The organism is Pseudomonas sp. FW300-N2A2 (genome assembly GCF_017351735.1).
In the GTDB taxonomy this organism is placed as follows: domain Bacteria; phylum Pseudomonadota; class Gammaproteobacteria; order Pseudomonadales; family Pseudomonadaceae; genus Aquipseudomonas; species Aquipseudomonas migulae.
Genome location: NZ_JACNDU010000001.1, coordinates 306657 through 319543, shown reverse-complemented (window position 1 = coordinate 319543; position 12887 = coordinate 306657). Strand labels below are relative to the sequence as shown.

10 protein-coding genes are annotated in these 12887 nt (G+C 57.7%); 4 read left to right on the top strand and 6 right to left on the bottom strand.

The genetic code is table 11. The annotated features are described in order from the left end of the window. Window positions 1–138: 138 nt before the first annotated feature. From J4E42_RS01230 to J4E42_RS01205, 6 genes are all read right to left on the bottom strand, one after another. On the bottom strand, window positions 139–1449 hold the full coding sequence (locus J4E42_RS01230; RefSeq protein ID WP_008044262.1) for a sugar ABC transporter substrate-binding protein: 1311 nt from the start codon (window positions 1447–1449) through the stop codon (window positions 139–141). A gap of 337 nt (window positions 1450–1786) precedes the next feature. Then, window positions 1787–2692 carry an AraC family transcriptional regulator gene (locus tag J4E42_RS01225; protein ID WP_008044265.1) on the bottom strand — a complete coding sequence of 302 codons (906 nt, stop codon included), beginning with the start codon at window positions 2690–2692 and terminating at the stop codon, window positions 1787–1789. A 95-nt stretch (window positions 2693–2787) separates the two neighbouring features. Beyond that, complete coding sequence (locus J4E42_RS01220) at window positions 2788–3663, bottom strand: phospholipase (RefSeq protein WP_207284361.1); 876 nt, start codon at window positions 3661–3663, stop codon at window positions 2788–2790. 119 nt (window positions 3664–3782) lie between these two features. After that, complete coding sequence (locus J4E42_RS01215; protein WP_207284360.1) at window positions 3783–4676, bottom strand: phospholipase; 894 nt, start codon at window positions 4674–4676, stop codon at window positions 3783–3785. Window positions 4677–4726: 50 nt separating this feature from the next. Continuing rightward, window positions 4727–6028, bottom strand: a complete 1302-nt coding sequence (locus tag J4E42_RS01210) for a glycosyltransferase (RefSeq protein WP_207284359.1) — start codon at window positions 6026–6028, stop codon at window positions 4727–4729. A 91-nt stretch (window positions 6029–6119) separates the two neighbouring features. Further along, window positions 6120–6485, bottom strand: a complete 366-nt coding sequence (locus J4E42_RS01205) for a response regulator (protein ID WP_008044272.1) — start codon at window positions 6483–6485, stop codon at window positions 6120–6122. A 262-nt stretch (window positions 6486–6747) separates the two neighbouring features. Between J4E42_RS01205 and J4E42_RS01200 the strand changes: the two genes are divergently transcribed. The 4 genes from J4E42_RS01200 to J4E42_RS01185 are packed head-to-tail and all read left to right on the top strand — an operon-like array spanning window position 6748 to window position 12837. Beyond that, entirely contained in the window at window positions 6748–10239 is a 3492-nt protein-coding gene (locus tag J4E42_RS01200) for a response regulator (protein WP_207284358.1), read from the top strand. Then, complete coding sequence (locus J4E42_RS01195; RefSeq protein ID WP_008044275.1) at window positions 10239–11072, top strand: protein-glutamate O-methyltransferase CheR; 834 nt, start codon at window positions 10239–10241, stop codon at window positions 11070–11072. Before J4E42_RS01200 ends, J4E42_RS01195 begins: the two co-directional genes overlap by 1 nt. Continuing rightward, window positions 11069–11662 carry a chemotaxis protein CheB gene (locus J4E42_RS01190; protein ID WP_008026546.1) on the top strand — a complete coding sequence of 198 codons (594 nt, stop codon included), beginning with the start codon at window positions 11069–11071 and terminating at the stop codon, window positions 11660–11662. Before J4E42_RS01195 ends, J4E42_RS01190 begins: the two co-directional genes overlap by 4 nt. Continuing rightward, on the top strand, window positions 11656–12837 hold the full coding sequence (locus J4E42_RS01185) for a hybrid sensor histidine kinase/response regulator (protein ID WP_192227134.1): 1182 nt from the start codon (window positions 11656–11658) through the stop codon (window positions 12835–12837). The genes J4E42_RS01190 and J4E42_RS01185 overlap by 7 nt, the downstream gene beginning before the upstream one ends. The last annotated feature ends 50 nt before the right edge of the window (window positions 12838–12887 follow it).

Here is a 12887-nt window from a genome sequence, read left to right as displayed (position 1 = left end):
GAACGAAGATCCACTGTAGGAGCGAGCGGTGCGGCGATCCGACTTGCCCGCGAAAGCGATGGTTCTGGCGAAAGATATTTGTCGGATGTACCGACGCTTTCGCGGGCAAGCCTCGCTCCTACAGGGGGCTTTGCGGGGTTACTTGGGGTAACCCGCGCGCTTCATCTCACGCTCGGTGGTTTGCTGGGCGGCGGTCAGGGCCTGGTCGACCGTGGTCTGACCGATCAGTGCCGCCGAGAACGATTTGCCTACCTGAGTGCCAATGCCCTGGAACTCGGGGATGGTCACCAGCTGAATGCCGATGTAGGGCACAGGCTTGAGCGTCGGCTTGCTTGGGTCCGCCGTTTTCAGCGACTCAAGTGTGACCTTGGCAAATGGCGCGGCGCTCATGTACGCCTCGCTGTAAGTCGAGGCACGCGTGCCTGGCGGTACGTTGGCAATGCCGTCCTTTTCCGCGACCAGTGCGCCGTATTCCTTGGAGGTTGCCCAGGCACTGAAGGTCTTCGCCGCGTCCTTGGCTTTGGAGCTGGTCGGAATTGCCAGCGCCCAGGAATAGAGCCAGGCCGAGCCTTTGTCGGTGGTCTGGTGCGGCGCGTAGGTGAAGCCGACGTGCTCGCTGACCTTGCTCTGGGTTTTGTCGGTGACGAACGAGCCGGCGACGCTGGCATCGACCCAGATCGCGCATTTGCCGCTGTTGAACAGCGCCAGGTTTTCGTTGAAGCCGTTGCTCGACGCGCCTGGCGGGCCTGACTTCTTCATGGTGTCGACGTAGAAATTCAGGGCGTTTTTCCACTCGGGGCCGGTGAATTCCGGTTGCCACTTCTCATCGAACCAGCGCGCGCCATAAGCATTGGCGACGGTGGTGATCAGCGCCATGTTCTCGCCCCAGCCGGCCTTGCCGCGCAGGCAGATGCCGTACTGCTCTTTATCCTTGTTGGTGAGTTTGCTGGCGAATTCGCCGATCTGTTCCCAGGTCGGATGTTCCGGCATGGTCAGCCCGGCGTCCTTGAACAGGTCGGTGCGGTAATAGGTGATGGAGCTTTCGGCGTAGAACGGCAAGGCATACAGCGAACCCTTGACTGACAGGCCTTCACGCACTGACGGGAACACGTCGTCGAGGTCATAAGTGGCCGGCAAATCCTTCATCGGTTCCAGCCAGCCCTTGGCGCCCCAGAGTGCAGCTTCGTACATGCCGATGGTCAGCACGTCGAACTGCCCGCCCTGAGTGGCGATGTCAGTGGTCAGGCGCTGACGCAGGACGTTTTCTTCGAGCACCACCCAATTGAGCTTGATGTCCGGGTGCTCGGCTTCGAAGGTTTTCGAGAGCTTTTGCATGCGGATCATGTCGCTGTTGTTGACGGTGGCGATGGTCAGGGTCTGAGCGCCGAGGCTGACGCTGCTGAGGGTCATGCAGGTGAGGGCTAGCAGAGCTTTTACAGAAGGTTGCATCGTGCACTCCTTTTCTGCTCCCGGTGGGGGACAGAAGGACAGTTATTGTTTTTGTGTCTTCCGGGGCAGGAAGAATGTGCGCTGATTACAGCCTTCAATTGAGGATGAGACAAATCATCCATCGCACTTGAATCGATACTATTTTGCACTGAGGTTGGTGGCGTGAAACACAGGGAAGGGCTTTTCGGCGGTCAGGCGCTATCGAATACGTACAGGTTTCGGGTTGAAATAAGCACCTGTGGGAGCGAGCCTGCTCGCGATGAGGTCGTATCAGCCAGCATTGATGTAGCCTGACACGCCGCCATCGCGAGCAGGCTCGCTCCCACAGGGTTTTGGGTCAAACCAGGTTTTGTTCGGTCAACCGCTGCACAGCCAACCGCCGATAATGCGATGGCGTCATGCCTTTCAACTGCTGAAAACGCCGATTGAAATTGGAGATATTGTTGAAGCCCGACTCGAAGCACACATCGGTCACCGGCTTGTCGCCGTCGGCCAGCAGTTCACAGGATTTGCTGATGCGCAGCCGGTTGACGAACTCGATGAAGCAGCGCCCGGTGGCTTGCTTGAACACTCGACTGAAATAGGTCGGCTTCATGCCCAGGTGCTCGGCGACTTCCTCCAGCGGCAGTTCACGGGCGTAGTGGGCAAAGATGTAATCCACCGCGCGGTTGGTGCGATCGATATTGTGTTCATCCGCCAGTTGCGGCGTTGTGGCACCGGACAGCAGTTGGTAGTCGTCGGTGGCTGCGAGCAGCTCCAGCAAAATGAAAAAGTGCCCGAGGCGGGTCATGCCTTTGGTGTCGGCGATTCGCTGCATCAAGGTCATCGCCTGGCGGATGGTGTGTTTGCAGCGAAATTCGATGCCGTACTGCGCGCGCTCCAGCAAGGGCGCCAGTGTCTTGAGTTCGGCAAACACCTGGTGGCCGCTCTCGAACAGCTCGTCGGTGAAGTTGACCAGCATGTCCCGCTTGGGCACCACTTCGTCCTCGGCGACCTGGCTGATCCAGTTGTGGGGCAGGTTGGGGCCGGTGAGGAAGAGAGTTTCCGGATAGAAGTTGCCGATGTAGTCGCCAATGAACACCTTGCCGGAGCTGGCGACGATCAGGTGCAGTTCGTATTCCTTGTGAAAATGCCAGCGCACCAAGGGGCAGGGGAAACCGTGCTGGCGATAGATGATCGACAACCCGTTATGGTCGTCCATCAGTTCGTAGGAAGGATCGGTGACTCTGGCAGTCCGGGTCATATCAGGGCGCTTTTATTGTTATTGCGCCCTGATCATGCCTCTTTACCGGCCGACATTGCCAGCCTGGGGCATGTCGACCGACGTCATGCGCCCGGTTACGGATGCAAGGCGCTGCCATAAACCGCCTTCATGCTCGACGCGCTCCAGCAGTAACGCACGATGTCTGACTCATCGAAAAAGTCGGTGCTGACAATGCTGCATCGCGTCACCCAGTCCCGGGTCGGGTTGAACCAGGCGTTGATCTGGTTCTTGATGTCCTGAGGCCCGCCCAGAAAACCGTAGCTGGTGGCCGACAACGACCAGAGAAAGCTCTCGAACGGTGCGTCTTGCAGCTCGTTGGCAATGTGGCGCTCCAGTTCCGCCGTGTCGGTGAAGGTTTCGCCGCTCCATTTGTGCGGGATGCGTGGCCAGAAGTAATCATCGTCCAGCCCCCGCACAACATGCGCTGCCAGCACCAGCCTGCGGCGGGTGCTCATGCGTTTGAGTTGACCCACCGTTTTCGACGCGTCATAGGACGGTATGACTCGGTGCCCGAGTCGACTCACCAGCAGGTCATTGAGTTTCTTGTGGTCAAAACGCTTGGCACCGTCGCCCATTTGGTGGAAGTCGAAAACGATGAACTCGTCCGGGTTTTGATCAAGGAACGCGGTTGTCGCGTCGATCAGCTCATCAAGGATACGATGAGACTGAAAGCCATTGTGATGAAAGTAGAAGATCGATTGATCGCGCCCCTCGGTGTAACCAAGTCGGATATCAAATGCCCGTGCACCATTGGCCAGTTGCCACGCAAATGAATCGTTTTGGCACGTGGTCCAGTTACCAATGACAACATCATAGTTGGGGGCTTTTTTGTCCATGCCGCTGTTGTGAGTGCCTGGCCAGATCAAGTCGGTCAACTTCAGGCGGTCGATGTCGAGCACATTACTCATCCATTTCTTTTTGTCGAACGTACCTTGTAAAGATTGGGTCATTGTCATTCCTGATAATGGCTTCAGCCCATCCGTGGGATGAAGTGGATATATGTGATTTCAAGCATAGAGATGCGTTCCAGCATTGCCAGTGACGGAAACATCTGCACAAATTAATAGTGTCAGGCGTTGGCTTTGATCAGATTGGCCATCCGGCAATGGCTGACCAGATTCGACGTTTCAAAAAAGTCCGCATTGATAATGCTGCACTTGAGAATCCACTCGCTGACGGCCGGGTCAAACCATTGATCAAGCTGCTCGCCAATGTTCACCGGACCGCCCACGGCGTGGTAACTGGTGGCGGAGAGCGACCATGGCATGTCGCTGGTTGGCGGGTATCGCATGACCTGCGTGATATGCGCGTTCAGCTCACTGATGCTGGTCGTCCCGATTCCGCTCCATTCGTGCGGAATGTACCGGCAAAACAAGGTGGCATCGAAGCTCGGGTGATATTCGGCGGCAACCAGCACGCGCCGGGCATGACTGGCCCGTTTCAATTGCCCGAGTGTCAGGCCCGCATTCCTGTAGGGAATTATCCGGTCACCCAAATGAGTCATCAGCAGGCGGTTGAACTCCCGATGGTCAAAGGCCTGGTTGCCTGCATTCAACTGATGAAAATCCAGCACGATGAACTCATCGGGGGTTTCCTGCAGAAACCGGATCACGCTCGTGATCAGGTCTTCCAGGGAGCGGGAGGAGCGAAAACCGTTGTGCTGGCACCAGAATGTTCCGACGCCATTGCTGCCGATTACATACTCCAGCCTGATATCGAGCGCGCGGGCGCCTTGGGTCAATTGATAGTAGAACGTATGGGTCTGGCAAGCGGCCCAGTGACTGATGCCCGGCGCCGCATACGAGGCCTTTTTGTCCACGCCGGCATTATGCGCGCCAGGTAAAACAAGTTCCGCAAGCGAGAGTGAATCAATGGCCGGAAGTTGGGTCATCCAACTATTGGTTGTAAATGATTGGTTGTTGTAGAAGAAATTAAGCTTAGTTGCTGTTAGATCGTTATTCATTGTGCGTCCTTGCACAGTAGGTTAATCGTCAGAGGAGACGATTCTAACGATCAAGTGTCATCTTTAGTTCTGTTTTTCGCTTCAATCCATTGCGCCATGTATTGAGTGCTTTTATGTTGGTGGTGGCGCAACATGCTGCCGGTAAAGTTGTCCCGTCTTAGTGTCCGCAAGTGCTGTTGGCAATACTCTAGTTTTGCAATCAGCGCCGGGCCGTGGGTGTGCAGCTGATAACGTTCGGCCAGCAGTTCCAGGCCAACTGCCTGGGCGTTCGACCATTGGGCCTGGTCTTTATAGAGTTGCACCGCGCTATCGGCAAACTCGCGTGCCGTGCGGGTCACGGCGCCCGGCCAGGGGCCTTGGCCATACATCGCTTCGGCACCGATCGGCGTGGTGACATTCGGTGTACCGCAAATCATCGCATCGACGATTTTGCCCTTGATGCCCGCACCGAAACGCAACGGCGCCAGGCACACGCGAGCGGCCGACATCACTTGCAACGCGTCTTCTGCCCAGTTCATTACATGGAAACCTTGCGCCGCATTGTGCAGCGCGGTCGCCTTGGGTGGCGTGTAAGCCCCGTAGATGAGCAAACGAGCGGTGGGCAATTGCTCGCGGATCAGTGGCCAAATGGTGGTTTTCATCCAGAGCACCGCATCCCAGTTGGGCGCGTGACGGAAGTTGCCGATACTGAGGAAGTCCGTGCGCTCCTCAAAACCCGCCAGCGGCGCGCTCGGTGGATCGACCATCAACGGGCACCAGTGCAGCAGGCTGCGCGGCACCTTGAACTGCTCGACCAGCAACTCGATTTCCGTTTCGGAAATCATCAGGTTCAAGTCGCAGCGATACAACGCAGCGATTTCCCGTTTCGCCAGGTCGGTGTCGGCCATCAGTTCGAATTCTTCACGCAAGGCCGGTGCGAACAGCCCGCTGAAGTCATTGTCATCTTCACTGGCCTTCAACCGGTCCTTGAGCCGTTGATGCCGGGCATGGCGCAGGCTTTGCAAATCCTGCGTTCCGAGCACGCGCAAGGCATCGGGGCAGTGCTTCTCGACACGCCAGCCGAACTGTTCTTCCATCATGAATTGCTCGAACAGCACGATGTCCGGCGCCAGTTCGCGGACAAACACATCGAAACTGCTGTTGTTCAGTTCGATCGGCACTTCACGAATGCCCAGCGCCGTCAGGTCTTCCTGATGTTCGCCAGCACCGGCGGGGCTGCTGAAGGTCACGTCCCAGCCTTGTTGCAGAAACGTCCCGAGCAGTTGCATCACATACCCACCCGCCGCGGAAGAGCGTGGCTCGGGCCAGACGTAGCCGATAACCAGGACTTTGGTGGCGCGGGGCAGACTCATGCAGGGAGATTCCTTGAAGCGGGCAGGGGAATAAAAGCGGGGCGCAATTAAACCACAGCCGAGGACGATTCCTCAGCCCGCTCAACGAAGGCTAGGTAATAGCGAGAATGCCTTTGACCTTGTCGCGCAATTGATCAATGGAAAACGGTTTGCCGATCACATGCATTCCGGCGGGCACCTCAATATTTTCTGCGTAGCCGCTGGCAAACAGGACGGGCAGTTCCGGGCGTACCATGCGCGCCTGCGTGGCCAGTTCGCGGCCATCCATGACCGGCAAACCGACGTCGGTCATCATCAGATCGATGTATTGATCTTCATCATTGAGAAATTCCAGCGCCTGCTCGCATCCGTTCGCCTCCAGAACCTTGAATTCCAGCTCCTCCAGCACATCGACGATCAGCATGCGCACAATGTCGTCGTCTTCAACGACCAGGATGATGGATGTTTCAGCGGACATAATGGGGGTTCTCAACAGTTGAATTCGCAGTGACCGGCCGATCAAAAACGCCGGGCTCTAGCATGAGTAAGTAACGGACCCCGACAAGTTCCCGACCCCACTGGAAAAAGAATAGCCGTACCAGGGCGGACAAGGATAACCGCTCCTTTGCGCTGGGGCAGTTGAATGTAGGATTTAGCGCACAATCACGTCAGAAAATTGGATCAATGCGGCAGATTTGAGGCAGACTCCCTGGATTCCAACAGTTCGACAAGGCCCTCCCATGACCACTGCGTCTTCGGTTGACGAGCAACGATTTCGTAAACTCCTGAGCCGCAACGTCAGCTTGCCGTTGGGTGTCGGTGTGCTCAGTGCGGTGTTCTTTGTCTCGCTGATCACCTATCTGCTGTCGGTGATCCAGTGGGTCCAGCACACCGACCGGGTGATCAATAACGCCAATGAAGCGGTCAAGCTGACCGTCGATCTGGAGACCGGCATGCGCGGTTTCCTGCTCAGTGGCGACGAGAGATTTCTTGAACCCTACGAAACCGCCAAGCCGAGAGTCGCGGTAGCGGTCAAGACCTTGCTCGAACTGACGGCGGACAACCCGGTGCAAACCGACCGCCTGCAACGGCTCCAGGCCCTGCAGGATGAATGGGCGACTTACGCGCAGAACATGATCGACTTGCAGCATGCGGGCGGTGACTACCGCAGCGCCATCAAGGCCGGGCGCGGCAAACGCCTGACTGATGAAATCCGCAAGCAATTCGAAGACGTGATCGACATGGAGCAGCAGTTACGCGCCACGCGTAACGAAGAAGTGCGCCGCAGTACGATCTGGAGCATCAGCCTTTATCTGCTGTTCATTGTCGGCATCAGCGGGTTGCTCGCCTACATTGGCAGGCGGGATCTGCTCAACCTTTCGCAAAGCTACAGCGCCAACCTGGCTGCGCAACAGGCCAGTGCCCATCGTCTGGAACAGCAAGCCTGGTTGCGCAATGGCCAGACCGAGCTGGCCGAGCAAGTGCTGGGGCAACTGTCGCTCAATCTGCTGGGGCGCAACATTCTGCAGTTTTGCGCGCAATACCTCGGCACGGCGGTGGCGGCTATTTATGTACGTGAGGAGCATGGCGGCCTCAAGCGCATTGCCTCTTACGGTTTTTCCCGTGAGCAGGAAGCCCTTGAACAACAGATTTACAGCGACGAAGGGATTGTCGGGCAAGTGGCGCAACAGGCGAAGCTGATACGCCTCGACAACGTGCCAAGCAACTATTTCAAGGTCAGTTCCGGCCTTGGTGAAGGCTTGCCGCACAGCGTGCTGGTGGTGCCGACCAGCGATGACGATCGGGTCAACGGGGTCATCGAACTCGGCTTCCTGCGCCCGTTGAACGACCGCGACATCGAACTGCTCGAACTGATTGCCGGCAACATCGGCACTTCCATCGAGGCCGCGCGCTATCGTCAACGCTTGCAGGAAGTGCTGGCCGAAACCCAGCAACTCAACGAAGAACTGCAAGTTCAGCAAGAAGAACTCAAGACCGCCAACGAAGAGCTTGAAGAGCAATCAAGGGTTCTCAAGGAGTCCCAGGCGCATCTGGAAACCCAGCAGGTCGAGCTGGAGCAGACCAACGAACAACTTGCCGAACAAGCCCTGACTCTGGCCGAGCAACGCGATGCCATGGACCTGAAGAACACCGAACTCAATCAGGCCCAGGCCCAGCTCGAAGAGCGCGCCGAAGAGTTGCAGCGCTCTAGCAAGTACAAGTCCGAATTCCTCGCCAATATGTCCCACGAATTGCGCACGCCGCTGAACAGTTCGTTGATCCTGGCCAAGTTGTTGGCGGAAAACCCGCAGGAAAACCTCAGCGCCGAACAGGTCAAATTCGCCGAGTCGATCTATTCAGCCGGTAACGATTTGCTGAACTTGATCAACGACATTCTCGACATCTCCAAGGTCGAGGCCGGCAAGCTGGATATGCGTCCGGAAAACACCAGCGTCGCCCGCCTGGTGGACGGTTTGCGCGGGATGTTCCAGCCATTGGCGACGGACAAGCAGCTGGATTTCCAGGTCGATGTGCAGCCCGGCGCACCGATGATGATTTTCACCGACCGCCAGCGTCTGGAGCAGGTGGTGAAGAATCTGCTGTCCAACGCAGTGAAGTTCACCGAGAAAGGCACGGTCAGCCTGACCGTCGCCAGCCAGCCCGGTGACGGCATTGCCTTTATCGTCCGCGATTCCGGGATCGGTATCGCACAAGAGCAGCAGGAAAGCATTTTCGAAGCGTTCCGCCAGGCCGACGGCACCACCAATCGCCGTTACGGCGGCACCGGGCTGGGCCTGTCGATTTCCCGTGATCTGGCGGCATTGCTCGGCGGTTCCATCAGCGTCACCAGCGAACCGGGGCAGGGCAGTGTGTTCACCCTGGTCTTGCCGCAGCAATACGTTGAACCGGGCGAGACACCGCTCGAGCCGATGCAGGCCTCACCGGTTGCGCTGACGCCGAGAGCACCGGCACCTGCCCTGGTGCCGCTGATCGCCGAAGTCGATATCCCGCGTTTCGACGATGATCGAGGCAAGGCACCTTTCACCACTCGCTGCATTCTGGTGGTGGAAGATGAGTCAAACTTCGCGCACATCCTCTACGATCTGGCCCACGAACTGGGTTATCAGTGCCTGGTGGCCCACGGTGCCGACGAAGGTTATGACCTGGCGAAGGAATACATCCCCGACGCCATCCTGCTGGACATGCGCCTGCCGGACCACTCCGGTCTGACCGTGTTGCAGCGCCTGAAGGAACACGCGGAAACCCGACACATCCCGGTGCACGTCATCTCGGTCGAAGACCGGGTCGAAGCCGCGATGCACATGGGCGCCATTGGTTACGCGGTCAAGCCGACCACCCGTGAAGAACTCAAGGACGTGTTTGCCCGCCTCGAAGCCAAGCTGACCCAGAAGGTCAAACGCGTGCTGTTGGTGGAAGACGATGACTTGCAGCGCGACAGTATTGCCCGGTTGATCGGCGACGATGACATTGAGATCACTGCGGTCGGCCTCGCGCAGGATGCACTGGACCTGCTGCGCACCACAGTGTTCGACTGCATGATCATCGACCTGAAACTGCCGGACATGTTGGGCAATGATCTGCTCAAGCGCATGTCCACCGAGGACATCTGTTCGTTCCCGCCGGTGATCGTCTACACCGGGCGCAACCTCACTCGCGACGAAGAGACCGAACTGCGCAAGTATTCGCGCTCGATCATCATCAAGGGTGCACGCTCGCCGGAGCGTCTGCTGGATGAGGTCACACTCTTTTTGCACAAAGTCGAATCGCGGTTGTCCCATGAACGGCAAACGATGCTCAAGACCGCGCGCAGCCGCGACAAGGTCTTCGAGGGTCGCAAAGTGCTGTTGGTGGACGACGATGTGCGCAACATCTTCGCCCTCACCAGCGCGCTGGAGCAAAAGGGCGCAATCGTGGTCATTGGCCGGAACGGTCGTGAGGCGATTGAAAGACTGAATGAAGTGGAGGACATCGATCTGGTGTTGATGGACGTGATGATGCCGGAGATGGACGGTTTCGAGGCGACGAGCCTGATCCGTCAGGACCCGCGCTGGCGCAAGCTGCCGATCATTGCGGTGACGGCCAAGGCCATGAAGGACGATCAGGAGCGCTGCCTGCAGGCCGGCTCCAACGATTACCTGGCCAAGCCCATCGACCTGGATCGCCTGTTCTCGCTGATTCGCGTGTGGTTACCGAAGATGGAACGCATTTAGTGGAACGCAATTATTCAGTGGAGCGAAGTAGCGAAATCGAATTGCGGTTGTTGATCGAGGCGATCTACCTCAAATACAGCTACGACTTTCGTGATTATTCCGGCGCGTCGATCAAACGCCGCGTCCAGCATGCGTTGAGCCAGTTCGAGTGCGCGACCATTTCGGCGTTGCAGGAAAAGGTGCTGCACGATCCAACCGCGTTCATGCAGTTGCTGCAATTGCTGACGATCCCGGTCAGCGAGATGTTCCGCGACCCTTCGCACTTCCTCGCCATTCGCCAGGAAGTGGTGCCGCTGCTCAAGACCTACCCCTCGATCAAGATCTGGATCGCCGGTTGCAGCACCGGAGAAGAGGTGTACTCGATGGCGATTCTGCTGCGCGAGGAGGGGTTGCTCGATCGCACCATCATCTATGCCACCGACATCAATCCGCGCTCGCTGGACAAGGCCAAGCAGGGGATTTTCTCCATGGAGAATGTCCGGGCCTACACTCATAACTACCAGCAGGCAGGTGGCCAGCGTTCATTCGCCGACTACTACACGGCGGCGTATGGCTACGCGATTTTCGACAAGAGTTTGTGTGAAAACGTGACCTTCGCCGACCACAGCCTGGCGACCGATAGTGTCTTCTCGGAAACTCAGTTAATTTCGTGCCGTAATGTTTTGATTTATTTCAATAAAAAACTTCAGGACAGGGCGTTCGGGTTGTTCCACGAATCCCTTTGTCATCGCGGTTTTCTGGTGCTCGGCAGCAAGGAAACCCCGGATTTTTCGGCCTTCGGCAACCAGTTCGAGCCGTTGGTCAAACAAGAACGGATCTACCGTAAATCATGAACAGTGCAGCGAAATTGCCTTCTGTGGAGGCTATCGTGATCGGGGCTTCGGCCGGTGGCGTGGAGGCGTTGCTGAGCATCCTCAGCCCTCTGCGCGAAGGCTTCGTGCTGCCGATCATCGTGGTGCTGCACCTGCCGGACGAGCGTCGCAGCCATCTCGCCGACGTGTTTTCCCGAAGAGTCGCCATGCGCGTTGTCGAGGCGCATGACAAGACGCTGATTGAAGCGGGCACGCTGTATTTCGCCACGCCGGGCTATCACTTGTCGGTGGAACAGGACCGCAGCTTTTCCCTGAGCCTGGAAGACCGCGTGCATTATTCGCGGCCCGCCATCGACTTTCTGTTCTCGTCGGCGGCGGATGCCTACGGTCCCGCCCTGGCCGCCGTGCTGTTGACCGGCGCCAACCGCGATGGCGCCAGCGGTCTGGCCGAAGTCAAACAGCGTGGTGGTCTGACCATCGTCCAGGATCCGAAAGAAGCCCAAGTCGCGACCATGCCCCTGGCGGCGCTGGATGTTCACCAGCCAGACCATGTTCTCCCTATCAACGACATCGGCCGTCTGCTTGTCGAGCTGGAACGAATAGCATGCTAAGTAACATCCAAGCCAAACTGCTGATTGTCGACGATCTGCCGGAGAACCTGTTGGCGCTCGAAGCGCTGATCAAACGCGAAGACCGCATCGTCTACAAAGCCTTGTCCGCCGACGAAGCCTTGTCGCTGCTGCTGCAACACGAATTCGCCATGGCCATTCTCGACGTGCAGATGCCTGGCATGAACGGCTTCGAACTGGCCGAGTTGATGCGCGGCACGGAAAAAACCAAGAACATCCCGATTGTGTTCGTCAGCGCCGCCGGCCGTGAGCTGAACTATGCGTTCAAGGGCTACGAAAGCGGCGCCGTGGACTTCCTGCACAAGCCGCTGGATATCCACGCGGTCAAGAGCAAGGTCAACGTGTTCGTCGATCTGTTCCGCCAGAGCAAGGCCATGAAACAACAGGTCGAAGCGCTGGAGCAGAGCCGCCGCGAGCAGGAAGCGCTGCTTAAACAGTTGCAGAGCACCCAGCAGGAACTGGAGCAGGCGGTGCGCATGCGCGATGACTTCATGTCCATCGTCGCCCACGAAGTGCGTACGCCGCTCAACGGCCTGATCCTCGAAACCCAGCTGCGCAAGATGCACCTGGCGCGCGACAACGCCGCAGCGTTCACCCTGGAAAAGATGCACGCGATGGTCGACCGCGACGAGCGGCAGATCAAAAGCCTGATTCGCCTGATCGAAGACATGCTCGATGTGTCGCGCATTCGCACTGGCAAGCTGTCGATCCGACCGACACGTTTCGATCTGTCGGCGCTGGTGCGCAACTTGTTACAAAATTTCGCCCCGCAGATCGATGCCGCCGAATCCTCGGTCACCCTGGACGCCGAGCATCCGGTGGAGGGCAATTGGGACGAATTTCGTATAGAACAGGTGATTTCCAACCTGCTGACCAACGCCTTGCGATACGGCGCGAAGAGCCCGATCACCGTGAAGGTGTACAGTGAGAGCGGTCAGGCGCGGGTGGACGTACGCGATCAGGGGATCGGCATTGGTGAAGAAAACCAGAAGCGTATTTTCCAGCAGTTCGAACGGGTTTCGGCCAAACACGCCGTCGCCGGGCTGGGCCTGGGGTTGTTTATTTCAGAACAGATTGTGACCGCCCATGGCGGTACCATTACCGTCGAGAGCCGGATTGGCGAAGGCGCCTTGTTTCGCGTTTGTCTGCCGCTGTAGGAAAACAGCCATTTAAACGCAACCTCTGATCGACCTCACGGTCGTATCAG

Excerpts from the sequence above, each read along its gene's own strand:
- J4E42_RS01185 (WP_192227134.1), top strand. The coding sequence starts at position 11,656 with ATGCTAAGTAACATCCAAGCCAAACTGCTGATTGTCGACGATCTGCCG.
- J4E42_RS01225 (WP_008044265.1), bottom strand. The coding sequence starts at position 2,692 with ATGACCCGGACTGCCAGAGTCACCGATCCTTCCTACGAACTGATGGAC.
- J4E42_RS01215 (WP_207284360.1), bottom strand. The coding sequence starts at position 4,676 with ATGAATAACGATCTAACAGCAACTAAGCTTAATTTCTTCTACAACAAC.
- J4E42_RS01200 (WP_207284358.1), top strand. The coding sequence starts at position 6,748 with ATGACCACTGCGTCTTCGGTTGACGAGCAACGATTTCGTAAACTCCTG.
- J4E42_RS01220 (WP_207284361.1), bottom strand. The coding sequence starts at position 3,663 with ATGACCCAATCTTTACAAGGTACGTTCGACAAAAAGAAATGGATGAGT.
- J4E42_RS01210 (WP_207284359.1), bottom strand. The coding sequence starts at position 6,028 with ATGAGTCTGCCCCGCGCCACCAAAGTCCTGGTTATCGGCTACGTCTGG.
- J4E42_RS01230 (WP_008044262.1), bottom strand. The coding sequence starts at position 1,449 with ATGCAACCTTCTGTAAAAGCTCTGCTAGCCCTCACCTGCATGACCCTC.
- J4E42_RS01205 (WP_008044272.1), bottom strand. The coding sequence starts at position 6,485 with ATGTCCGCTGAAACATCCATCATCCTGGTCGTTGAAGACGACGACATT.
- J4E42_RS01190 (WP_008026546.1), top strand. The coding sequence starts at position 11,069 with ATGAACAGTGCAGCGAAATTGCCTTCTGTGGAGGCTATCGTGATCGGG.